This is a genomic window from Xanthomonas euvesicatoria pv. euvesicatoria, assembly GCF_020880415.1.
GTDB classification, from domain to species: domain Bacteria; phylum Pseudomonadota; class Gammaproteobacteria; order Xanthomonadales; family Xanthomonadaceae; genus Xanthomonas; species Xanthomonas euvesicatoria.
In genome coordinates this window covers 58,805-81,637 of the sequence record NZ_JAJIUJ010000069.1, presented here as the reverse complement: position 1 = coordinate 81,637, position 22,833 = coordinate 58,805, and the positions used below count along the sequence as shown (strand labels likewise).

13 protein-coding genes and 2 pseudogenes are annotated in these 22,833 nt (G+C 63.4%); 12 read left to right on the top strand and 3 right to left on the bottom strand.

Annotated elements, in window-relative coordinates; all coding sequences use genetic code 11:
- Window positions 1–13: 13 nt before the first annotated feature.
- Window positions 14–863 (top strand): annotated as a pseudogene (locus tag LN450_RS11810) (IS5 family transposase).
- Window positions 864–1,180: 317 nt separating this feature from the next.
- A complete protein-coding gene (locus LN450_RS11805; protein ID WP_011347911.1) occupies window positions 1,181–2,797 on the top strand; it encodes an alpha-amylase family glycosyl hydrolase in 1,617 nt (538 codons plus the stop codon).
- Between the two features lie 631 nt (window positions 2,798–3,428).
- On the opposite strand, the gene LN450_RS11800 is transcribed toward LN450_RS11805, so the two are convergent.
- Complete coding sequence (locus tag LN450_RS11800; RefSeq protein WP_011347909.1) at window positions 3,429–6,203, bottom strand: TonB-dependent receptor; 2,775 nt, start codon at window positions 6,201–6,203, stop codon at window positions 3,429–3,431.
- Between LN450_RS11800 and LN450_RS11795 the strand changes: the two are divergent.
- Window positions 6,192–6,517 (top strand): annotated as a pseudogene (locus LN450_RS11795) (hypothetical protein); the annotation flags it as partial. The gene LN450_RS11800 and the pseudogene LN450_RS11795 overlap by 12 nt on opposite strands.
- A 3-nt stretch (window positions 6,518–6,520) precedes the next feature.
- Here LN450_RS11795 and LN450_RS11790 read toward each other — a convergent pair.
- On the bottom strand, window positions 6,521–8,602 hold the full coding sequence (locus tag LN450_RS11790) for a glycoside hydrolase family 97 protein (RefSeq protein ID WP_011347908.1): 2,082 nt from the start codon (window positions 8,600–8,602) through the stop codon (window positions 6,521–6,523).
- A gap of 243 nt (window positions 8,603–8,845) precedes the next feature.
- On the opposite strand from LN450_RS11790, the gene LN450_RS11785 reads away from it, so the two are divergent.
- Genes LN450_RS11785 through LN450_RS11775 form a run of 3 tightly spaced genes read left to right on the top strand, consistent with a single transcriptional unit; the run spans window position 8,846 to window position 14,180 of the window.
- Complete coding sequence (locus LN450_RS11785; protein WP_039416230.1) at window positions 8,846–11,032, top strand: glucosidase family protein; 2,187 nt, start codon at window positions 8,846–8,848, stop codon at window positions 11,030–11,032.
- A complete protein-coding gene (locus LN450_RS11780) occupies window positions 11,029–12,507 on the top strand; it encodes an MFS transporter (protein WP_011347906.1) in 1,479 nt (492 codons plus the stop codon). The genes LN450_RS11785 and LN450_RS11780 overlap by 4 nt, the downstream gene beginning before the upstream one ends.
- Before the next feature lie 47 nt (window positions 12,508–12,554).
- Complete coding sequence (locus tag LN450_RS11775; protein ID WP_039416259.1) at window positions 12,555–14,180, top strand: alpha-amylase family glycosyl hydrolase; 1,626 nt, start codon at window positions 12,555–12,557, stop codon at window positions 14,178–14,180.
- A 124-nt stretch (window positions 14,181–14,304) separates the two neighbouring features.
- Here LN450_RS11775 and LN450_RS11770 read toward each other — a convergent pair whose 3' ends face one another.
- Entirely contained in the window at window positions 14,305–15,426 is a 1,122-nt protein-coding gene (locus LN450_RS11770) for a LacI family DNA-binding transcriptional regulator (RefSeq protein WP_011347904.1), read from the bottom strand.
- Window positions 15,427–15,748: 322 nt separating this feature from the next.
- Here LN450_RS11770 and thrS point away from each other — a divergent pair, with 322 nt between their 5' ends.
- From thrS to pheT, 6 genes are all read left to right on the top strand, one after another.
- Window positions 15,749–17,653 (top strand): threonine--tRNA ligase, encoded by a 1,905-nt coding sequence (gene thrS, locus LN450_RS11765; RefSeq protein WP_008574582.1) that lies wholly within the window; start codon window positions 15,749–15,751, stop codon window positions 17,651–17,653.
- 48 nt (window positions 17,654–17,701) lie between these two features.
- Window positions 17,702–18,244, top strand: coding sequence for a translation initiation factor IF-3 (infC, locus tag LN450_RS11760; protein WP_080505888.1), 543 nt, complete (start codon window positions 17,702–17,704; stop codon window positions 18,242–18,244).
- Window positions 18,245–18,490: 246 nt separating this feature from the next.
- Window positions 18,491–18,688: a 50S ribosomal protein L35 gene (gene rpmI, locus LN450_RS11755; RefSeq protein WP_002811096.1), complete on the top strand. Its 198-nt coding sequence runs from the start codon at window positions 18,491–18,493 to the stop codon at window positions 18,686–18,688.
- A gap of 10 nt (window positions 18,689–18,698) precedes the next feature.
- Window positions 18,699–19,058 (top strand): 50S ribosomal protein L20, encoded by a 360-nt coding sequence (gene rplT, locus LN450_RS11750; protein ID WP_003484828.1) that lies wholly within the window; start codon window positions 18,699–18,701, stop codon window positions 19,056–19,058.
- 253 nt (window positions 19,059–19,311) lie between these two features.
- Complete coding sequence (pheS, locus tag LN450_RS11745; protein ID WP_008574581.1) at window positions 19,312–20,307, top strand: phenylalanine--tRNA ligase subunit alpha; 996 nt, start codon at window positions 19,312–19,314, stop codon at window positions 20,305–20,307.
- 126 nt (window positions 20,308–20,433) lie between these two features.
- Window positions 20,434–22,812 carry a phenylalanine--tRNA ligase subunit beta gene (pheT, locus tag LN450_RS11740; protein ID WP_011347903.1) on the top strand — a complete coding sequence of 793 codons (2,379 nt, stop codon included), beginning with the start codon at window positions 20,434–20,436 and terminating at the stop codon, window positions 22,810–22,812.
- The last annotated feature ends 21 nt before the right edge of the window (window positions 22,813–22,833 follow it).

Sequence of the window (22,833 nt, the reverse complement as noted above, 5' to 3'; positions counted from 1 at the left end):
CTATCGTAAGCGGATGAGGCCGCCACGCCCGTATCCGACCGATGTATCCGATGAAGCATGGGCATTCGCTGCGCCCTGCTTGACCCTATTGGCTCCGCAGGCACGATAGAGCAGATATGACCTGCGTTTGATGTTCAACGCATTGCGCTGATGGCGCGGGCCGGGGCGCCATGGCGCTTGAGTGCCCCCGAGTTTCCGCCGTGGGAGACGGTCTACAGCAAACCCAGCGGTGGCTGCTTTGAGGCCATGATCAACGACTTGCTTTCCATCTTGCGGCTGGCTCAAGGCAAGCAGGCGCAGCCCAGCTGCATGATCCTAGATGGCGAACGCTGCAGTCCATCTGCGAAAGCGGACCGTGTGCTGGGTACGATGGTTACAAGCGCAAAAAGGGCAGCAAGGTGCACATGGCGGTGAACATGCTCGGCCATTTGCTTGTAGTGCAGATCATGGTGGCCGAAGAGCAGGAACGCGCCCAAGTGCGATCGCTGGCGCAGGAAGTTCGGCACGTGACGTGAGAGACGGTGAAACTAGCGTTCGTCGATCAAGGCCACACAGGCGAAGGACCGGCCGAAGCCGCGGACGCGGAAGGAATCGAACTGCACGTCGGAAAACTGCCGGAGGCCAAGAAAGGCTTTATGCTGCTGCCGCGCCGCTGGGTCGTGGAGTGCAGTTTCGGTTGGGTCAATCGTTTCCAACGCCTGGCAGGTAATTACGAAGGCCTGCCGGAAACACTGGCAGGACTCCACTTCGGCGTCTTCTCCATCCTGATGTTGGGAAATACCCCCATCTCTACTTCAAAGTTCATAACACGCTCTAGCGATCATCGTATTGAAGTCGCAGCTGGCGGTGTCCGACGCAGATGATCGTTTTATGCTTTGCTATCGATCCGCTGCCCGATGGACGTCGCTTCAAGCTCAGAGGCTAAATTTTTCAAATTTGTGTGGCCAGACGGGGTAAAGCCGTCACCAAGCGCCGTCCTCTCATTTTGACGGCACTAATCGCGGAAGGTTAGCAGTGGTAAATAGGCTGCGTCCGCAATCACTTTTTGGCTGCCGGTGATCTCTCCGTGAGAGCAATGAATACGTATGCACGTACGCGCCCGTGGTGCGCCACGCAGCTAGGCTAACGCCCTTAGTCGGCGGCCGTGTTGGCTGCCAGCAGTGGCCCGGGAGGGGCGTGCATGTTGCAGACACCATGGTGGCGCGGGGCGGTCATCTACCAGATCTATCCGCGTAGTTTTCTGGATTCCAACGGCGATGGTGTCGGCGATCTGCCGGGCATCATTGCCAAGCTCGACTACATCGCTGGGCTGGGTGTGGATGCCATCTGGATCTCGCCGTTCTTCAAGTCGCCGATGGCCGATTTCGGCTATGACATCGCTGACTATCGTGCGGTGGATCCGTTGTTCGGGACGCTGGACGATTTCGACCGTCTGCTCGACAAGGCGCATGCGCTCGGGCTGAAGGTGATGATCGATCAGGTGTTGAGCCACACCTCGATCGAACATGCGTGGTTCCAGGAAAGCCGTCAGGATCGGACCAACGCGAAGGCGGATTGGTATGTATGGGCCGATCCGCGCGAGGACGGGACGCCGCCGAACAACTGGTTGTCGCTATTCGGTGGTGTGGCGTGGCAGTGGGAGCCGCGGCGCGAGCAGTACTACCTGCATAACTTCCTGGTCGACCAGCCCGACCTCAATTTCCATAACGCCGAGGTGCAGCAGGCAACCCTGGACAATGTGCGGTTCTGGTTGGACCGTGGAGTGGATGGCTTCCGCCTGGACGCGATCAACTTCTGCTTCCATGACGCGCAGCTGCGCGATAACCCCGCCAAGCCGGCCGACAAGCGGGTAGGGCGTGGCTTCAGTGCGGACAATCCGTATGCCTATCAATATCACTACTTCAACAACACGCAGCCGGAAAACCTGGCGTTCCTGGAGCGCCTGCGTGCGCTGCTCGATCGCTATCCGAATGCGGTAAGCCTGGGCGAGATTTCGTCGGAAGATTCGTTGGCGACCACGGCCGAGTACACCGCCAAGGGCCGTCTGCACATGGGCTACAGCTTCGAGCTGTTGGTGCAGGATTACAGTGCTGCCTATATCCGTGAAACGGTCAGCCGGCTCGAGGCGACCATGCTGGAAGGCTGGCCGTGCTGGGCGATTTCCAATCACGACGTGGTGCGTGCGGTGACGCGTTGGGGCGGCGACGATGCGTCACCTGCGTTCGCCCGCATGGTGGTGGCGCTGCTATGTTCGTTGCGTGGTTCGGTTTGCCTGTACCAGGGCGAGGAGCTTGGGCTGGGCGAGGCGGATGTGGCATTCGAGGATCTGCAGGACCCCTATGGCATCACGTTCTGGCCGACTTTCAAGGGCCGCGATGGATGCCGTACGCCGATGCCGTGGACCGATGCGCCGTCGGCGGGTTTCACCAGCGGCAAGCCGTGGCTGCCGTTGTCCGAGCCGCATCGTCTGGCTGCAGTGAGTGTGCAACAAGATGATGCCCAGTCTGTGCTGAGCGCCGTGCGGGCATTTCTGAGTTGGCGCAAGAGCATGCCGGCCTTGCGGGAAGGGGCGATCGCGTTCTACGACACCGCAGAGCCGGTGCTGATGTTCCGGCGTGAGCATGCCGGCCAGGTCATGCTGTTGGCGTTCAACTTGTCTGCCGACATCACCGAGCTGGCAGTGCCTGCAGGTGCATGGCGCCAGATCGATGTGCCGGGGGTTGAGCGTGGGGTGATCGATCATGGTCGCTTGCGCTTGCCGGGGCACGCCGTCGTTTGTGCAATGGGCGGGGAGTGACGCTACCGCTTCACAGAAAGCTTGATGGGTGTGTTTGATTGATACCGGCGAGGCGTTCCCTTGAGATGCCTCGCTTTTTTGTGGTGGGTTGTTAGATCCGAGTTGGCGTGCATGCGATGCGCGGTGCCTGGTAGGCGAACCGAGATGAGTTATGTAGTGGCGCCGCTGTAGGAGATGGTTAGGTATCTCCTCTTGGTCGATCAAATTTGAAGAATCGGCTGCCTGATGAAAATCGATTGCGAAAGCATATTCCCAAGCGATGCCGCGGCTAACGTTTCAGAGGATGTCTGGCGCTCGGAAACTGCAGGACGTGAAGTGCGCGCGTCTGGGCCTTGCGCTCGATTCCTTCCAGCCTGTACCAGACGATCCGACCCGAAGGGAAAATGCTGTTCAAAGAAAAGCCGCCGGTGTCTAGCCGGCGGCTTTTCCTTGGTGGAGATTTCGAAGTTCTGGAGCGAGACGCCGTGATTGCATTGCGCGTAATAGATCATCGCTCCTGTCGGTAGATCGATTAGGAGGTGAAAGCAGCGCTTTTTGGATGCCGAGGGTGTTCGCGTGGAATCCGTACCCTCACCCCAACCCCTCTCCCGGAGGGAGAGGGGCTAACAGCGCTATTTATCCCTACAATGGCTCAGAACTTGTAATTCGCACCCAGCACAAAGGTGCGGCCCCACTCGATGTATTCCAGCGGGCGGTCCTTGGTTTCTGCGTACGTGCGATACGGCGAGTTGCTGAGGTTGCTTGCCTGCAGCAACAGGGTCAGGCCGGACAGACTGCTGGCTTCGCTGAAGTTGTAGCTGATCTGCGCGTCGGTGATGTTCTCGCCGACCACGTAGCGCAACGTGCGGTTACCGTTGAAATTGCCGATTTCGCCGATGAAGTCCGAACGCCGACGCTGGCTGACGCGTGCTTCGAAGCCTTTGTGCTCGTAGTACGCGGTCAGGTTGTACACGCGCTTGGACAAGCCCGGCAGGCTGATTTCACCGTCGCCCACGCTGGAGGCGCTTTCCGGGTCGCGGATCTTGACGTCGCTGTCGTTGAAGGTGGCGCTGGCCTGGATGCCAAAGCCTTCCAATGGCGCCAAGATCAAATCCAGCGGCAGCGAGGCGGTGAGTTCGACGCCGCGCAAGGTGCCGCCCTTGCCGTTGAACGGGGCGCTGAAGGTGCCGGTGGTCAGCACCGGTGCAGAGCCCGGCGGCGGCACGTAGCCGGCGACCAGTGCGGAGAAATCGTAGTTGTCGCGGCTCTGGGTGTAGATGTAGCTCTTGAGGTCCTTGTAGAAGAACGCCGCGGCCACGTAAGCACGGTCGGCAAAATACTTCTCGTAGGAGATGTCCAGGGCATTGGCGCGCCATGGATCGAGCATGGGGTTGCCGCCGCTGGCTCCGGGGCGCCCGGTGGAGGTGTCGACACCGAATTCCAGCGATGCCCGCAGTTGATCCACGCGCGGGCGTGCGACCTGCTTGGCCATGGCGAAGCGCAGCGTTTGCTCGTACGGGAACTGAAATGCCAGGTTCAAGCTGGGCAGCCAGTCGCGATAGGTCTTGCCATCGTCGATGGGCCGCACTTCGCTACCGGCCGGCTGCGAGGCGTCCCAGTAGTTGGCCTGCGAGGACTGGTCTGCACTTTGCAGCTGCACGCCAATATTGCCGCGCACGCCTACTTCGCCCCACTCGGTATTGATATTGGCACGCAGCCAGGCGGTGGTGATTTTTTCTTCCACCGTCCAGGCCTTGGACACCAGGAACGAGGCGTCGTCGCTGGGGTTGAACAACATGTAGCGCGCCACCGTGGCCGGCACATTCCACGCAGGCAGGGAGCCGAGACCGGCGAAGCCGAGATTGACCGGCGCGTATTGCAGGTCTGCCGCCACCGTGGCCTCGCCCTGTGCGCCCAGGGTGATATTGCCTTCGGGCTGGGTCTTCTGCTTTTCGCGATTGGCGTAGTTGACGCCCACATCCAGGTCCGAGAACCAGCTCAGCGCTTCGGGCATCGGGAAGCTGGCCTGCAGCCGCGCGCCCTTGAGCACGTCTTCCACGCTCGGCACCTTGCCGTATCCGGAGCCATAGATGGTGTTGGTGAGGAACAGCTCGTCCGGATTGGAATAATTCATGCCCGGCGTCAGCTGCGAGAAGCCGTTGCCGACAACCGACACGCCCACGGTATCCAGCTGCGGCATCGGTGCGCGTTGGAGATTGTTTTCCAGGTTCAGTTCGTCGCGTGTGGCCTTGGAGTAGTTCAGGTCGGCGACGATCTTGACGGAGCCGGCCGTGATTTCGTTATTCCAGCCGAAGGCGTCGATCTTGTCTTCGCGCTTGTTGTACATGCCACGCACCAACGGATAGACGCCGCTGGCATCGCCGCCGATGAAGGTATTGCGATCGTTGACGCGCACGTTGCTGATGTTCAGGCCAGGCGTGTAGCCGCCGTTGTAGTTGCTCAGATTGAGCTCGAACTGGTTGGCGGTGTCGATCTGCTCGGCTTCGGTGTGGAAGGCATCGAGCGTGCTGGTCCAGGCATTGGACGGGCGATACTGCAGCGTGGCCATGACGCCGTCGCGCTTCTGATTGCCGGTGCGGCGCAGCGCCTTGATGCCATCGGAAAAATACACGCCATCGGCGACACCAGGACGTTGCCGCTGCGCGTTGACCTGCTGCCACGGTTCGTACAGGCCTACCTGGTTTTCCTGGATCGGCATGTCGGTATGCGCGTAACCGATGGTCAGGCCGATGGTGCGGTCTGCGAATTGGTCGATGTAGCTGACATTGAAGCGGTTGCCGTAGGGGTCGACGTTGGCGGCCTTGCCCAAGGAGTTGCGCTGGTAGCGGCCACCGATGGCGATCACGCGCTCGTTGTAGCTCAGCGGGCGGGCGGTCTGCATGTCTACCGTGCCCGACAGGCCTTGACCGACCAGGCCGGCATCCGGAGTCTTGTAGACGGTGACGCCGCTGACCAGTTCTGATGGATATTGGTCGAACTCCACGCTGCGGTTGTCGCCGGTGCTGACCACTTCGCGCCCGTTGAGCAGCGTGGTGGAGAAGTCCGGCGACAGGCCGCGCACGCTGATCACCTGCGCACGGCCGGCAACGCGTTGCGCAGCCAGACCGGGCAGGCGCGCCAGCGATTCGGCGATGCTGACGTCCGGCAGGCGACCGATGTCTTCGGCCGAAATGGCTTCCACGATCGAAGTGGAATCGCGCTTGACCGAGATGGCGCCTTCGATTGCGCGGCGCAGGCCGGTGACCTGGACCTTGTCCAAGTCGGTGACCGCGCCGGCAGTCTGTTCGGACGCACCTTGTTGGGCGTCGCTTGCTTGTGCAGGCGTTGCCGTTTGCGCGGCGGCCCATGTCGGTGCCATGGCAACGGCCAGGGCGATACTCAGCGCGGAGCGCTTGTGCTTCAACATTTTCCCCTCCCAGGTACATGTTGTTTTTTGATTTTTGATCCGGCAGGGCTGCCTGGATGTCATGCGTCGCGTGCCACGATGGACGTCACACGACTGCGACGTATGGTAGACACGGCACCTGGGTGCAAACGTGCACTGCATACGTATTCACTGCGGTGTTGCGCGATGAAATCGATTCCACCCAGGGCCATGCCGGCGACGGCCAGGTGATTGCGCTCAGCAACGACATGCTGCGCGATGCGCAGCGGCGGTATGACCGCTGCGCCGTGCAATCGATCGTGCTGGCTGTGCGCGTTGGCGCCCAAGCGATGTCGTGGTCAGCGTTTGCCACCCATCGGAACAAAGCGAATGGCCTGACCACCGCCCGGTGCCAGACGCAGCTCCAACGTATCGGCACTGCTGACCTGACGTTCTTCGCGCACGAAGGCGAACGGGTTGCTGGCATAGTCCGCGCCGTCGCCATCGCGATAGATCTGCGCGATGTAGCGCACGCCGGGTTCGAGAAAGCCCAGCGGCACCTGCAGCAGGCGGCCGTGTTCGTCGGTGATGCTGCCCAGGAACCAGTCGCGGCTGTGCCGGTCCTTGCGTGCGATGGTGACGTAATCGCCCACTTCGCCATTCAGCGCGCGGGTCTGGTCCCAGTCCACCGCCACATCTTCGATGAAGCGGAACGCATCGCGGTGTTGCAGATAATGCTCGGGCAGATCGGCGGCCATCTGGATCGGGCTGTAGAGCGTCACATACAGCGCCAGCTGCCGCGCCAACGTGCTGGGAATCGCCTGGCCGTTGCGGCCCTTCAGGCTGACGATGCCGGGCGTGTAATCCATCGGCCCGGCGAGCAGCCGGGTAAACACCAGGTTGACTTCGTGCTCGGGTGGATTGGGCGGCTGGCCCCAGGCGTTGTATTCCATGCCGCGCGCGCCTTCGCGCGAGATCCAGTTGGGATAGGTACGGCGCAGCCCGGTGTCCTTGATGGGCTCGTGCGCATTGACCGCAATGTGGCGCTGCGCCGCTTCCTGCACCACGTGCAGGTGGTGACGTGCCATCCATTGCCCGTCGTGCCATTCGCGCAGCGGCGTGCCGCCCGCGGGGTTGCGCCGTTCCACCTGGCCGTCGTCGCAGACATAGCCGGTCTTGACCGAGTCCACGCCGAAGCGCGCATACAAGTCCATCGCTTCGGCGATCTGATCTTCGTAATGGTCCACTGCGCACCCGGTTTCATGATGGCCGATCAGATGTACGCCCTTGGCTGCGGCGTATCTGCTGAGTGCTGGCAGGTCGAAATCCGGCGTGGGCCGGGTGAAATCGAAGCTGCCGCCATTGCCGAACCATTCCCCATCCCAGCCGGGATTCCAGCCTTCGACCAGTACGCCGCGAAAGCCGTGGTCTGCGGCGAAGTCGATATAGCGTTTTGTCGTCGCGGTGGTTGCGCCGTGTTTGGGGCCGGTGGCCCAGGTCTGTTGATTGAGATGCATCGACCACCACACGCCCACGTACTTGGACGGCTTGATCCAGCTCACGTCGCCCAGCATATTGGGTTCGTTGAGGTTGAGGATGAGGTTGGATTCCACCAGGCCGGTGGCCTGATCGGCGATCTGCAGCGTGCGCCATGGCGTATCGAAGGGCAGGCTGCGGCGCACCTTCCAGCCTTCGGCAGCCGGCGACAACTGCGCGCGCAGGCGCTGGTTGTCGGTGCGGCGCAGCCACATGCCGGCGTAGTCGACCAAGGCCGCTTCATGCAGTGCGATGTGCAGCCCGCTGTCGGTACGCAGCGTGAGCGGCGTATGCGCCAGCGTAACCTGGTTCAACGGCGTGTGCCGATACAGATACTCGTAGTGGATCGGCTCGCCTGCGGGAATCCACCAGGCATCGGCCGGTTGCGCGATGGCGAATTCGGTCACTTCCTCGTCGATGATCGCCTCGCGCATGCCTGCTTGCTTGGGGAAGCGATAGCGCAGGCCCAGCCCGTCGTCGTAGACGCGGAAGATCACGTCGAACGTGCGCTGCGCACCGTCGCGCTCGCCTAGGCTCACGCGCAACTCGTTGTAGTGATTGCGCACCAGCCGCGTCTCGCCCCAGGGCTGCTCCCAGGTGTCATCGTGACTTTGGCGCGCCTGGGCAAGCACCGCCATGCCGCGGTCCAGCCGGCCGTCGCGTAGCTCAAACCCCAGCCGCGAGCGTTGCACCACCGCCTCGCCGAGGCGCTGCACGCGGTAATAAGGCGTGCCGCCATCCACCTCCAGGCTGACCTGCAGCACCTTGTTCGGCGACTCCACGCTGACGGTGGTGACTTCGGCATGCAGCTGCGGCGCGGCACCGCCGAACAGCGTGAGGACCAGCAGCTGGGCGATCCATGCGGCGCCCAGTGTCGAGTGCGCTCGACGTGAAGACAGCGGCATATCCCCTCCCAAGGTGACCGTTGCGCAAGCAGTGACTATGCAGTGCCTTGCAGTGGATGCGCCGTGCTGCGCACTGCTGGAAACCCATGAATACGTATGCAGTGGTGCGGAACAGCAGAGTGCGCGTCTACCATGGCGCCACGGCACCTGGGAGGGTCCGCGCCCGTGGCACGTCCGTGCCGCGCACCACAACGCGTGCAACGAGGGAGGAAGGCCGACGGCGCAAGCTGTCTTGCCGCTTCGATGTTGAAGATGATCTGCATGGCTGCAACGCTGGGCGTTGCGGCAAGCTCGCCGGCACTGGCCGACGAACTGGAATTTCAAGGACGCCGGGCCCAAGCGCAGGCATTGGACGACGGCAGCTTCGTGTTGCGCTGGCCGCAGGGCGAACGCCGCATTGCGGCACAACCGATGCGCACGCACACCGCCAGCCCGCTGTTCGACGCCTTGTTCGCGCTGGCACAGCAGGAAATGGCCGACGACCGCGTCGAGGCGATCCGCGACCCCGCCTTCAACGATGGCAAGCCGGTGCCGTGCGCCTGCTTCGAAACCGGCGAACGCTGGCCCTACGTCTGGACGCGCGATGTCAGCTTTGCGGCCGATCTTGCGTTGGCGCAGCTGGAGCCGGAGCGCACGCGCAATGCACTGCGCTTCAAGCTCTCGGCCGCACGCGATGGGCGCACGCCGGGACTGTTCGTGGCGCAGGACACCGGCTCCGGCGGCAGTTGGCCGATCAGCAGCGACCGAGTGGTGTGGTTCCTTGCCGCCCGCGGCCTGCTGGACGACAAGCCGTTTGCCGAAGAGGTGTCGCAGGCACTACAGGCAACGATCACGCAGGACCGCGATGCCGTGTTTGATGCGCAGATCGGTCTCTACCGCGGCGAAACCTCGTTCTTGGATTGGCGAGAACAGACCTACCCGGACTGGACGCGCGAGGACGTGCGATTCATTGCCGAATCCTTTGCGCTCTCCACCAACGTGCTGCATTACCAGGCGTTGCGGCTGGCCGAACAGTTGGCGCGCCAGCAGGGCGATGCACGCGCTGTGCAATATGCGCAGTGGGCCGATGCACTCCGCCAGGCCATCGATAGGCGTTTCTGGGATGCGCGCAGCAGCCAATACGTCAGCTATCTCGGCAGCGCAGCGCATCCGGTGCGCTACGCCAAGGTGGATCTGCTCGGCCTCTCGCTGGGCGTACTGGCCGATGTGTTTCCGCCGCAGCGGGCGCGCCTTGCGCTGCGCAATTACCCGATGGTTGCGGGCGGCAGCCCGGTGGTGTGGCCGCAAGAGGCCGCGCAGCCGATCTACCACAACCGCGCTATATGGCCGTTCGTCAGTGCCTATGCGCTACGCGCTGCACGCACGCTGGACGATGCGCCACGCATCGCGTTGGAGCTGCAATCGCTGATGCGTGGTAGCGCGCTGGCGGGCTCGAACATGGAAAACTACGAGATGCAGCGCCTTGCGGTACACGTGGAAGAGGGCGCGCGCAGTGGCCCGGTGGTGAACTCGCCACGCCAGCTGTGGTCGGTGGCGGGCTACCTGTCTGCAGTGCAGGAGGGTGTGTTCGGGCTGTCGGCCGATGGCAAGCTACAACCGAAGTTGCCGCGGTCCTTGCTGCCCCTGTTGTTTGGCGACGCCAAGCAGATCGTGCTGGAACAGGGCGCACGACGGTACGTGCTGCAGCGCCCGGCGAACGATGCCGGCGAGTTGCTGGTGGCAGGACGCAGCGAACGGCAGGGTCAGACCACGCTGGTGCAGTTGGTTGGGCGCAATGCCGACCTGACGCCGCCGCCGCGACCGAAGCAGGTCTTCGCACCGCAGATGCCACCGGCGCCGGTCGCGCAACAGATCGGCAACACGTATCGCATCGGCATTCCGGAAGGAACAACGCTGTATCTGGACGGTCGCGCACTCGATGCCAGCGCGCACTGGGATCTTCCCGACGATGGCCTGCTGCATGTGCTCAGCCTGACCCGGCGACGCGATGGTCTGGAGTCGCTGCATAGCCCGTCGTTGACGCTGGGCCCACTGCAGCAATTGCCGGGCAGCCAGCACTGGAGCTGGCGTCCGGCACATGCAGGCGTGCATCGGGTATCGCTGCGTTACCGCAATGCCAATGGCCCAATCAATACCGGTATCACGGCCGCGGTGAAACACCTGGTGCTGGAATGCCCGGGGAAACCCGCGCAATCGCAGGTCATCGTGATGCCGCATAGCGTGGGCGAGCAGCTCTCCACACAAGGGACTTTCGATGCGGTGGCGGGGCAGGCCTGTACGTTCCGGCTCGAGAACGGCTTCAATATGAGCGCATTGGCGCACTTTGCCCAATACAACGGCGGTCGCGGCGGCCGTGATGGTGTGGTCAATGCGGCGCAGGTCAGTGCGTTATTGGTCGGGCCTGCAGCACGCGTGGAGGCCGCGCCATGACCGCCAAGCCACGCTTGAATTTCTGGCAGATCTGGAACATGTGCTTCGGCTTTCTCGGCATCCAGTTCGGCTTCGCACTGCAGAACGCCAATGCCAGCCGTATCTTCCAGACCCTGGGCGCGCAGGTCGACGACGTGCCAGGCCTGTGGATCGCTGCACCGCTCACCGGCCTGATCGTGCAGCCGGTCATCGGTTACCTGTCCGATCGCACCTGGACCCCGTGGGGCCGCCGGCGTCCGTACTTCATGGTGGGCGCTGTCTTCACCACGCTGGCCTTGCTGGTGATGCCCAACGCGCCGATGCTCTGGGTGGCTGCCGGGACGCTGTGGGTGTTGGATGCATCGATCAACATCTCGATGGAGCCTTTCCGTGCGCTGGTGGGTGACCAATTACCGCCGTCGCAACGGCCGACCGGCTACGCGATGCAGAGTTTCTTCATTGGCATCGGCGCGATCGTCGCGAGTTTTCTGCCCTGGCTGCTGACCCATTGGGGCATTGCCAACACCGCCCCGCCAGGCCAGTTGCCCGACAGCGTGCGCTACACGTTCTACCTTGGCGCGGCGGTATTGTTCCTGTCGATCACCTGGACGGTGCTGCGTACGCGCGAGTACAGCCCAGAGCAGTTGGCCGGCTTTGACGATGCGCATCCGCCTCTCGCACAGGTGGCAAGCACTGGCATGGCGCCGACACCCATGGCAAGCGTGCTGTGGTGCGGTCTGGGCGTCCTGCTCGCCACGGCCATCGCCTGGCAGCACGGCGACCGCATGCTGTACGTGCTGGCCGGGTTGTGTCTTGCCTACGGCGTGTTGCTTGCGTTGGCCCGCATGTTGCCCGCCACCAGCATGTTGGTGGCGATCGTGCAGGACGTGCGCAGCATGCCGATGACGATGCGTCGCCTGGCCTGGGTGCAGTTCTTCTCGTGGTTTGCCTTGTTTGCGATGTGGATCTACACCACTGCCGCAGTGACGCAAGTGCATTTCGGTGCGAACGACACCGCTTCGGCGGCCTACAACGATGGCGCAAACTGGGTCGGCGTGTTGTTCGGCGCCTATAACGGGTTTGCTGCATTGGCTGCAGTGGTGATTCCGCTGCTGGTGCGTGCGATCGGCTTGCGCTGGGGCCATCTGTGCAACCTGTGGCTGGGTGCCGCCGGATTGTTGTCGATGCTGGTCATCCGCGACCCGCAGTGGTTGCTGCTGTCGATGGTGGGGGTCGGTTTCGCCTGGGCCTCGATCCTGTCGCTGCCGTATGCCTTGCTGTCAGACAGTGTGCCTGCTCCAAAGATGGGCGTGTACATGGGCATCTTCAATTTCTTCATCGTGATTCCGCAGTTGGTCGCCGCCAGCGCGCTGGGCTTTGTGCTGCGCGTGTGGCTGGGCGGGCAGCCGATCTATGCATTGGCCATTGGCGGGCTCAGCCTGTTGATTGCAGGCGTGTGCGTGGTGCGGGTTCCAGTGGCCTCGGGAGGGCAGTGATGCGCAGTGCGATGTATGTGGCGTTGACGATGTACGCAGGCGCGGCAATGGCGGCGCCTGCAGCCAAGGACTACTACGGCACCCTGGAGCCGTTTGCCGCCGAGGCGGTGTACTTCGTGGTGACCGACCGCTTCGTCAACGGCGATACCGGCAACGACCATCGCGATCAGGGTGGTGCGCATCGCACCTTCGATGTGCCCACACCATGCGCCGATGGCAGCGAGGACAACATCGGCTATCTCGGTGGCGACTTCAAAGGCATCGTCGAGCATGCCGATTACATCCGCGACCTGGGCTTCGGGGCGGTGTGGATCACCCCGATCGTCGACAACCCCGACGAAGCGTTCACCGGCGGCAAGCCGATCACCTGCGGCAGCACGCTCAGCGACCATGGCAAGACCGGCTATCACGGCTATTGGGGCGTCAACTTCTACAAGCTCGATGAACATCTGCCCAGCCCGGGCCTGGATTTCGCCGGCTTTACCCGCGCCATGCATGCCAGCAAGCTGAAGGTCGTATTGGACATCGTGGGCAACCACGGTTCGCCGGCCTACACCATGCCGCAGGCGCAACCCGGCTTCGGCAAACTCTACGATGCACAGGGGCGCCTGGTCGCCGACCACCAGAATCTCGCGCCTGCGCAACTGGATCCGCAGCACAACCCATTGCATGCCTTCTACAACACCGGCGGCGGCCTGGCGGAATTGTCCGACCTCAACGAAAACAATCCGGCGGTGCTGGATTATCTGGCCGGCGCGTACCTGCAGTGGATGGAGCAGGGCGCCGATGCGTTTCGCATCGATACCATCGGCTGGATGCCGGATCGCTTCTGGCATGCCTTCGTGGCGCGCATTCGTGAAAAACGTCCGGGTTTTTTCATGTTCGGCGAAGCCTTCGATTACGACACCAACAAGATCGCCGGGCATACCTGGACGCGCAATGCCGGCGTCAGCGTGCTGGATTTCCCGCTCAAGCAGCAGCTTGCCGCGGTATTCGGTCATGAACAGGCCGGCTTCGAAAAACTCGCCGTGCCCTTGTTCCTGCGTCAAGGGCCCTATGCGAACCCCTACGAGTTGATGAGCTTCTACGACAACCACGACATGGCGCGTCTGGATGCCAGCGATGCCGGGTTTATCGATGCACACAACTGGTTGTTCACCGCCCGCGGCATTCCGGTGATCTATTACGGCTCGGAAATCGGCTTCATGCGTGGGCGTGCCGAACATGCCGGCAATCGCAACTACTTCGGCGTCGAGCGCATTCGCACTGCACAGCAGAGCCCGATCTTCGGCCCGCTGCAACGCATCGCCCAGGTGCGTCGCAACACCCCGGCATTGCAGCGTGGCGTGCAGGTCGATGTGCGGTTACACGGCGATCAAGCCGCGTTCCTGCGCGTCTATCAGCATGCAGGTACAACCCAGACCGCATTGGTGCTGCTCAACAAGGCCGATACCGCAGCCACCATTCAAGTGACGCGCTTCCTGCAGCCTGGCGCGTGGCGCGATGCGGTCAGTGGCGAGCAGTTGCAGGTGCAGCGTGGTTTCGCAACAGCGGTGCCGGCGCACGGCGTGCGCGTGTTGCTGTCGGATGCGCCGATCACCGACCCGGCCCTGCGTAAGCAGCTCGACCTGCAAATGGTCGAGCAGGCTGCACGCGACGCGCGCAACAGGTAGGCGCGCACCTGGGCGCGATCAGGCATTGCCGCTAACGCCCGTCGCGCCCGGTTGCGCTCTTGCGCCGCACGCAGCGGGTCGCGAGATCTCGCGACCCAACCGGCGCGCTATCCCGAATCCTGAATCAGCGCCTGACCGTCCCATCCGACGCTCGACCCGTCATCGCATCGCCGGTCTCTGCGCCAGACGGCGCCCATCCCAGTGGCGGCTGCAGCCCGCTGCTGCGCGAGGAATCGCGTAGCGCCAGACGCACCGGAATCGTGCGACTCTGCGCGGCCTCGCCACGAATCAGGGCGACCAGGCTCTCCACCAACAATGTGCCGGCCTGCTTGGTGTCCTGCTGCACGGTCGACAGCGCGGGCGCCACCGACGCCGCCAACGCAATATCGTCGAAGCCGCTGACCGCCACGTCCTGCGGCACCCGTAGGCCGCGCTCGCGCAGGGCGCGCATGGCACCGATCGCAATCAGATCGCTGGCTGCGCACACTGCATCGAACGCATTGCCGCTGTCCAGCAGTGCCAGGCATGCGGTGTAGCCGGACAACTCGGTGGTGATCGCATCGAACTGCAGTGTCGGGTCGGCTACCAGGCCATGCTGCGCCAGCGCAGCGGCATGGCCGCGGTAGCGCTCTTCGAATTCGGGGTAGTGGTTGGACGCGTGTCCGACGAACGCGATGCGCCGGCAGCCCTGCGCCAGCAGATGGTCGGTAATGTCCAGCCCGCCCTGGTAATTGTCGCTGCCGATCGAAATGCCGGGCTGGCCGGGCAGGGCCGCGCCCCAGCGCACGAAGTGGGTGCCTTGCTCGACCAGCAGCTGCAGCCGCTGGCGCGATTCCTGATAGTCGCCATAGCCCAGCAGGATGATGCCGTCGGCCTTGTTGCTGTCTTCGTAATCGGCCTGCCAATCCTTGGACAACTGCTGGAACGACACCAGCAGGTCGTAGCCCTGCAGCGCGCAGGCACGGGTGATCGAGCCCAGCATCGAGTGGAAGAACGGGTTGATCAGCGAGTCGTCGGCAGTGGGGTCTTCGAAGAACAGCAGTGCCAGCGTGCCGGCATTGCGCAGCCTTAGCGAGGAGGCGTTCTTGTCGACCTTGTAGTTCAGCTCGCGGGCGATGCGCAGGATGCGCTTGCGGGTTTCCTCGTTGACCATCGGGCTGCCGCGCAGTGCGCGCGACACGGTCGGCTGCGACACGCCGGCCAGGTAGGCGATATCCAGCGAGGTGGCTTTACCCTTGATGGTCATGGTCGGCAACGGCAGGACAGGTGGCCGGCATCATGCCATGCGCCCGCCAGCGCCGCGCCGCCGTACGCAGCGGACGGCTGATTGGTTTACCATTCACGCCCAAGACCCCCTGCGAGAAGGTGGCCCGCGCCCGGCGCCGGCCCAGCGTGCGACATGAGCACTACCACCGCCCACCGCTGATCCTTGCCTGCGCCAACGCGCAGAGCGCCTGCATGGCGCTGTCTTGCCTCTCGTCCCGCATTTCCCTCCGAGCCTGACCAGCGATGGCCAGATCTCCCATGGCAGCCGACCGCTGCAGCCAGACCAGACCTCATTCTTGCCCATGATCAACATCACGCTTCCCGACGGCAGCCGCCGCGAATTCGAATCCCCCGTCTCGGTGATGCAGGTCGCCCAGTCGATCGGCGCCGGCTTGGCCAAGGCCACCATCGCCGGCCAGGTCGACGGCCAGCTGGTCGATGCCAGCGACGTCATCGACCACGATGCCAGCCTGCGCATCATCACCGCCAAGGACGCCGAAGGCGTGGAGATCATCCGCCACTCCTGCGCCCACCTGGTCGGGCATGCGGTCAAGCAGCTGTACCCGGAGGTCAAGATGGTGATCGGCCCGGTCATCGCCGAAGGCTTCTATTACGACATCTACAGCGAACGCCCGTTCACGCCGGACGACATGGCCGCGATCGAGCAGCGCATGCAGGAATTGATCGCGCAGGACTACGACGTGATCAAGAAGGTCACCCCGCGCGCCGAGGTGATCGAGGTCTTCGCCCAGCGCGGCGAAGAGTACAAGCTGCGCCTGATCGAGGACATGTCCGAGGACATCACCGCGATGGGCCTGTACTACCACCAGGAATACGTGGACATGTGCCGCGGCCCGCACGTGCCCAACACGCGCTTCCTCAAGGCCTTCAAGCTGACCCGCATCTCCGGCGCCTACTGGCGCGGCGATGCCAAGAACGAGCAACTACAGCGCATCTACGGCACCGCCTGGGCCGACAAGAAACAGCTGGATGCCTACATCCTGCGCATGGAAGAAGCCGACAAGCGCGACCATCGCCGCATCGGCAAGGCGCAGGACCTGTTCCACCTGCAGGAAGAAGCACCCGGCCTGGTGTTCTGGCACCCCAAGGGCTGGTCGCTGTGGCAGGTGGTCGAGCAGTACATGCGCAAGGTCTACCGCGACAGCGGCTACGGCGAAGTGCGCTGCCCGCAGATCCTGGACGTGTCGCTGTGGCAGAAATCCGGCCACTGGGACAACTACCAGGACGCGATGTTCTTCACCGAGTCGGAGAAGCGCACCTACGCGGTCAAGCCGATGAACTGCCCCGGCCACGTGCAGGTGTTCAACCAGGGCCTGCACAGCTACCGCGACCTGCCGATCCGCTACGGCGAGTTCGGCGCCTGCCACCGCAACGAGCCTTCCGGCGCGCTGCACGGCATCCTGCGCGTGCGCGGCTTCACCCAGGACGACGGGCACGTGTTCTGCCTGGAATCGCAGATCGAATCCGAAGTCACCGCCTTCCACCAGCAGGCGCTGGCGGTCTATACCGCGTTCGGCTTCGACGACATCCAGATCAAGATCGCGCTGCGTCCGGAAAAGCGCCTGGGCGACGATGCCACCTGGGACAAGGCCGAAGCTGCGCTACGCAGCGCGCTGGGCGTGTGCGGGGTGGAGTGGCAGGAGCTGCCGGGCGAGGGTGCCTTCTACGGCCCCAAGATCGAGTACCACCTCAAGGACGCCATCGGCCGCACCTGGCAGCTGGGCACCATGCAGGTCGACTTCATGATGCCGGGCCGCCTCGGCGCCGAGTACGTGGACGAGAACAGCCAGAAGAAGCATCCGGTCATGCTGCACCGGGCCATCGTCGGCTCGATGGAGCGTTTCATCGGCATTTTGATCGAACACCACGCCGGTGCCTTCCCGTCCTGGCTGGCCCCGGTGCAGGTCGTTGTCGCCAACATCACCGATGCTCAGGCTGAATATGTCGACTCGGTGCGGAAAACCCTTGCAAATCAAGGCTTCCGTGTCAGCGCAGATTTGCGTAACGAGAAGATCGGTTATAAGATTCGCGAGCATACGCTGCAACGCGTGCCATATCTGCTCGTGGTCGGCGACCGCGAGAAGGAAAATGGCGCTGTCGCCGTGCGGACCCGTTCAGGCGAGGACCTTGGGACCATGACGGTCTCGGCCTTCATCGAACGTCTGCAGGCAGAGCAGGCAGCGTGAGCCAACCCCGGCCGGTCTGGATGATCCGGATGCGCCGGTTCGATTCCTCTGGGAGATTGCAATATCAGTACCACTGACAACAAACAGAACCGCAAGAACCAAGAAATCCGTGTGCCGCGCGTTCGCGTGATCGGCAGTGACGGAGAGATGGTCGGCGTGTTGTCGCGCGACGAAGCGCTCGCCAAGGCCGAAGAAGAAGGCCTGGATCTGGTCGAAATCCAGCCGCAGGCCGATCCGCCGGTCTGCAAGATCATGGATTTCGGCAAGTTCAAGTTCGAGCAGCAGAAAAAGGCCAACGAGGCCAAGAAGAAGACCAAGCAGGTCGAGATCAAGGAACTCAAGTTCCGCCCGGTCACCGACGAGGGCGACTACCAGATCAAGCTGCGCAACATGCGCCGTTTCCTGGAAGAGGGCGACAAGGTCAAGGTCAACATCCGCTTCCGTGGCCGTGAAATGAGCCATCAGGAGCTGGGCCGCGAGATGGCGGCGCGGATCGAGGCCGATCTGGGCGACGACATCGTCATCGAGTCGCGTCCGCGCCTGGAAGGGCGCCAGATGGTCATGATGATCGCTCCCAAGAAGAAGGTCTGAGGATCCGATTCGGCACTGCAACGGGCCCGACAGGTTTGTTGCAGTGCAAGCTCCACGATTTGCAACAATTCCCGGCAACGGGTAGACTGCGCGGCCCGGTTTTATCGGGGCGCCGTGCAAGCGGCACCAGGACCTGTCCGGATCGTGTTCGATCAAGGACTTACAAGCAGGCAAGGGCAAGGATGGAAAGCGTGGTCGCAAGACTGCCGCCCGTGTCAGTGACAAAACACCATCAAGGACATTGCAATGCCCAAGATCAAAACCAACCGGGCGGCGGCCAAGCGTTTCCGCAAAACCGCCTCCGGCAAGTACAAGTGCGGCCACGCAAACCGTAGCCACATCCTCACGAAGAAAGCGACCAAGCGGAAGCGCAACCTGCGGCAGACGAACCACGTCCGTGCCGAGGACGCAGGCCGTCTCGATCGTATGCTTCCCTATCTCTGAGGACTGAACCATGGCACGAGTAAAGCGTGGTGTGCAGGCGCGCCGCCGCCACAAGAAAATTCTGACCCTGGCGAAGGGCTACTACAACGCTCGCCGCAAGGTCTTCCGCGTTGCCAAGCAGGCGGTCATCAAGGCACAGCAGTACGCCTACATTGGCCGTAAGCAGAAGAAGCGTAATTTCCGTTCGCTGTGGATCACCCGCATCAATGCGGCTGCCCGCATCAACGGCTTGAGCTACAGCCGTTTCATGAATGGCCTGCTCAAGGCTGGCATCACCCTGGACCGTAAGGTACTGGCCGATATCGCCGTGCACGACGCCGCCGGTTTTGCCGCGCTGGCCGAGAAGGCAAAGGGCGCGCTGGCGGCGTAAATGCAGGTCCCTCTGCAAGAGCCCGCACATCCATGTGCGGACTTTTGACAGAAGCGAGTCATCGTCAGTAGTCACACCTCGGTGCGGATGCTTTCGATGCGTGAAACGCAGAGATGCAGGGGGAAGGGCGCGAGTCCTTCCCCTTTTGCGTTTTAGCGAAGTCGCCAAGTGGGCGATGACAGGTCAATGCAGTGACAATGCGTTCCGGTGTATCCGGAAACACCGTTCGGCTAGCAGTTGAGGCGCAAGTGCAATGAGTGAGATTCAATCCCTGACCGAGCGCGCGCTGGCCGATGTTGCCGCGGCGCAGACGCCGGACCAACTGGAAGCCTTGCGTGTTGCATTGCTGGGCAAGAGCGGCAGCATCACTGCCCAGCTCAAGCAGCTCGGGACGTTGCCGGCAGAGCAACGCAAGGCGGCTGGCGAGGCGATCAACCTGTCGCGCGACGCGCTGACTGCAGCGCTGGCCGAGCGCAAGCACACGCTGGAAACCGCCGCGCTGGATGCCCGTCTTGCCGGCGAACGCATCGACGTCACCTTGCCGGGGCGTCGAAGCGAACGCGGCGGTCTGCACCCGGTGACACGCACGCTGGAGCGCATCGTCGAAATCTTCGCGCGGCTCGGCTACGAGCTGTCGGACGGCCCGGAGATCGAGGACGACTGGCACAACTTCGAAGCCCTGAACTTTCCGCCGCATCATCCGGCGCGCGCGATGCACGACACGTTCTATTTCGGCGACGGACGCCTGCTCCGCACACATACCTCAGGCGTGCAGGTGCGTTACATGGACGCGCACAAACCGCCGCTGCGCATGATCGCGGCCGGCAAGGTGTACCGCTCCGATTCGGATCAGACCCACTCGCCGATGTTCCATCAGGTCGAAGGCCTGTTGGTGGACGAGCATTCCAATTTCGCCGACCTCAAGGGCACCTTGTCCGAGTTCGTGCGTGCGTTCTTCGAGCGCGATTTCGAAATGCGCTTCCGTCCCAGCTATTTCCCGTTCGTGGAGCCTGGCGCGGAAGTGGATATCGCCTGGCAGCAGCCCGACGGCAGCACGCGCTGGCTGGAAGTGCTGGGCTGCGGCATGGTGCACCCGAATGTGCTGCGCAGCGTCGGCATCGACCCTGAGCGCTACACCGGCTTCGCCTTCGGCCTGGGCGTGGAGCGCTTCGCGATGCTGCGCTATGGCGTCAACGACCTGCGCGCGTTCTTCGAGAACGATGTGCGTTTTCTTCGGCAGTTTGCTTGACGGCGGGGAGTCGGGAATTGGGAATCGGGAATCGCAAGAGCCATTGGCTCCATCGGTCCGGTTCCGAAGGCCCGGCAACCCTGCTCTTGCGATTCCCCATTCCCAATTCTCGATTCCCGGCCTCTCATGAAATTCTCTGAAAATTGGCTGCGCAGCCACGTTCCGATCCAGGCCACGCGCGATGAACTGGCCGCGACGCTGACGGCGATCGGTCTGGAAGTCGAAGAAGTCACGCCGCTGGGCGAGTCGCTTGGTCAGGTGGTGGTGGCGCGTATCGTCGAAGCGGTGCGTCATCCCGAAGCCGATCGTCTGCAGGTTTGCAGCGTCGATGCCGGGCAGGGCGAGTTGCTGCAGATCGTGTGTGGCGCGCCGAATGCGCGTGCGGGTCTGGTGGCGCCGTTGGCGCTGGTCGGTGCGAAGATCGGCGAGCTGACGATCACTGCGGCCAAGCTGCGCGGTGTGGCGTCCAACGGCATGTTGTGTTCGGCCAAGGAACTTGGTCTGGACAGCGATGCGTCGGGTCTGTTCGAGTTGCCCGACGATGCGCCGGTGGGGCAGGCGCTGGCCGAGTATCTGGGGCTGCCCGATGCCAGCATCGAGATCAAGCTCACGCCCAACCGTGCCGATTGCTTCAGCGTACGCGGCATCGCCTTCGACGTGGCCGCCGCGTGCGCCAGCGAAGTGGTGGCGTTCGACGCCGGCATGGTGGCGCCGGTGTCCACGCGCACGCTGGCAGTGGAACTGGACGCCGGTAAGGATGCGCCGCGCTATTGCGGTCGTGTGATCGAAGGAATCGACCCGTCCGCCAAGACGCCGGTGTGGCTGGCCGAGCGGCTGCGCCGCAGCGGCGTGCGTCCGGTGTCGTTGCTGGTGGACATCACCCAGTACGTGATGCTGGAGCTGGGACAGCCGATGCACGCGTTCGACCTAGACACGCTGCAAGGCCCGATCGGCGTGCGCCATTCCCGCGTTGGCGAACAGTTGGTGCTGCTGGACGGTCGCCAGGTCACGTTGGACGAGAGTTTTCTGACCATCACCGATGCCGGGCGTCCGGTTGCATTGGCCGGCTTGATGGGCGGGCTGGACACACGCGTCACCGATACCACCCGCAATGTGTTCCTGGAGTCGGCGTACTTCGCCCCTGAGGCCATCATGGGCCGTGGCCGCAAACTCGGCCTGCATACCGATGCCGGGCACCGTTTCGAGCGTGGCGTGGATCCGGCACTGCCGCCGCAGGCGATTGAAGTGGCGACGCGCCTGGTGCTGGAACTGGCCGGCGGTACGCCTGGCCCGGTGGTGCATGCGCAGCTGCCGGAGCATCTGCCGCAGCCGGCGCGCATCCGCTTGCGCCGTGCGCGCATTGCACGCGTGCTCGGTATTCAGATCGACGATGCCGACGTCGTGCGCATGCTGCGGGCGCTCGGCATGCACGTCGAAGCGGTTGCCGAAGGCTGGGAGGTGATGGCCCCGAGCCGTCGCTTCGACATCGCCATCGAAGAAGATCTTATTGAAGAGCTGGCGCGTATCCACGGGTACGACCGGGTGCCGACCACGCTGCCTGGTGGCGCCAGTCGCATCGCAATGCCGAGCGAAACCCAGCTGGACGAGCTCAGCGTGCGGCGCCAGCTGGTGGCGCGCGAGCTGCAGGAAACCATCAATTACGCCTTCGTCGATGCAGCCTTGCTGGAGCGTTGGCAGCTTACCGAAGGCCTGGTGCCGCTGGCCAACCCGCTCAGTGCGGAGTTGGCGATCATGCGTCTGCGCCTGTTGCCGGGCCTGGTCGCCACGTTGGGCCGCAATGCTGCACGCCAGGCTGGGCGGGTGCGCTTGTTCGAGCTGGGCAAGGTGTTCGCAGCTGCGGCCGATGCCGGTGCGGCACCCGGAGAATCGCAGCACGTTGCCGCGGCGGTGTGCGGCGATGCGCTGGCGCTGCAGTGGGGCGAGCCAGCGCGCAAGGTGGATTTCCACGATTTGAAGGGCGACTTGATGGCGCTGGCTGCGGCCAGCGGCGCGCAGCTGGAGTTCCAGCCGTCGACGCAGCCGTTCGGACACCCGGGCCGGTCGGCCGATATCTATCGCAACGGCGTCTGTATCGGCTGGATCGGGCAGGTACATCCGCGTCTGGCCAAGGCGCTGGACATCGACGTGGACGTGATCGCGTTCGAGTTGCAGCTGATGCCCTTGGTCCAGCGGGCCCTGCCGCGCGCCGGCGAGCTGTCGCGGTTCCCCTCGGTGCGCCGCGATCTGGCCTTCCTGGTGCCCGACGAGGTGAGCTGGGCGGCAGTGTCGGCCAGCGTGCGCACTACGGTCGGGCCATTGTTGCGTGAGGTGCAATTGTTCGACCGCTATGTCGGGCAGGGGGTCGAGCCAGGTTTCAAGAGTCTGGCTATGGGCTTGATTTTGCAGGATAACTCGCGCACTCTCACCGACCGGGACGTCGATGCGGTCGTCACCGACGTGGTGGCCGTGATCGAGCGCGAGCATCGCGCCCGGATCCGGAGTTGAGGCGGTAACCAGGGGATTGGC

Coding starts and splice junctions, on each gene's coding strand:
- LN450_RS11805 (WP_011347911.1), top strand. CDS start 1,181: ATGTTGCAGACACCATGGTGGCGCGGGGCGGTCATCTACCAGATCTAT.
- LN450_RS11800 (WP_011347909.1), bottom strand. CDS start 6,203: ATGTTGAAGCACAAGCGCTCCGCGCTGAGTATCGCCCTGGCCGTTGCC.
- LN450_RS11790 (WP_011347908.1), bottom strand. CDS start 8,602: ATGCCGCTGTCTTCACGTCGAGCGCACTCGACACTGGGCGCCGCATGG.
- LN450_RS11785 (WP_039416230.1), top strand. CDS start 8,846: ATGTTGAAGATGATCTGCATGGCTGCAACGCTGGGCGTTGCGGCAAGC.
- LN450_RS11780 (WP_011347906.1), top strand. CDS start 11,029: ATGACCGCCAAGCCACGCTTGAATTTCTGGCAGATCTGGAACATGTGC.
- LN450_RS11775 (WP_039416259.1), top strand. CDS start 12,555: ATGGCGGCGCCTGCAGCCAAGGACTACTACGGCACCCTGGAGCCGTTT.
- LN450_RS11770 (WP_011347904.1), bottom strand. CDS start 15,426: ATGACCATCAAGGGTAAAGCCACCTCGCTGGATATCGCCTACCTGGCC.
- thrS (WP_008574582.1), top strand. CDS start 15,749: ATGATCAACATCACGCTTCCCGACGGCAGCCGCCGCGAATTCGAATCC.
- rpmI (WP_002811096.1), top strand. CDS start 18,491: ATGCCCAAGATCAAAACCAACCGGGCGGCGGCCAAGCGTTTCCGCAAA.
- rplT (WP_003484828.1), top strand. CDS start 18,699: ATGGCACGAGTAAAGCGTGGTGTGCAGGCGCGCCGCCGCCACAAGAAA.
- pheS (WP_008574581.1), top strand. CDS start 19,312: ATGAGTGAGATTCAATCCCTGACCGAGCGCGCGCTGGCCGATGTTGCC.
- pheT (WP_011347903.1), top strand. CDS start 20,434: ATGAAATTCTCTGAAAATTGGCTGCGCAGCCACGTTCCGATCCAGGCC.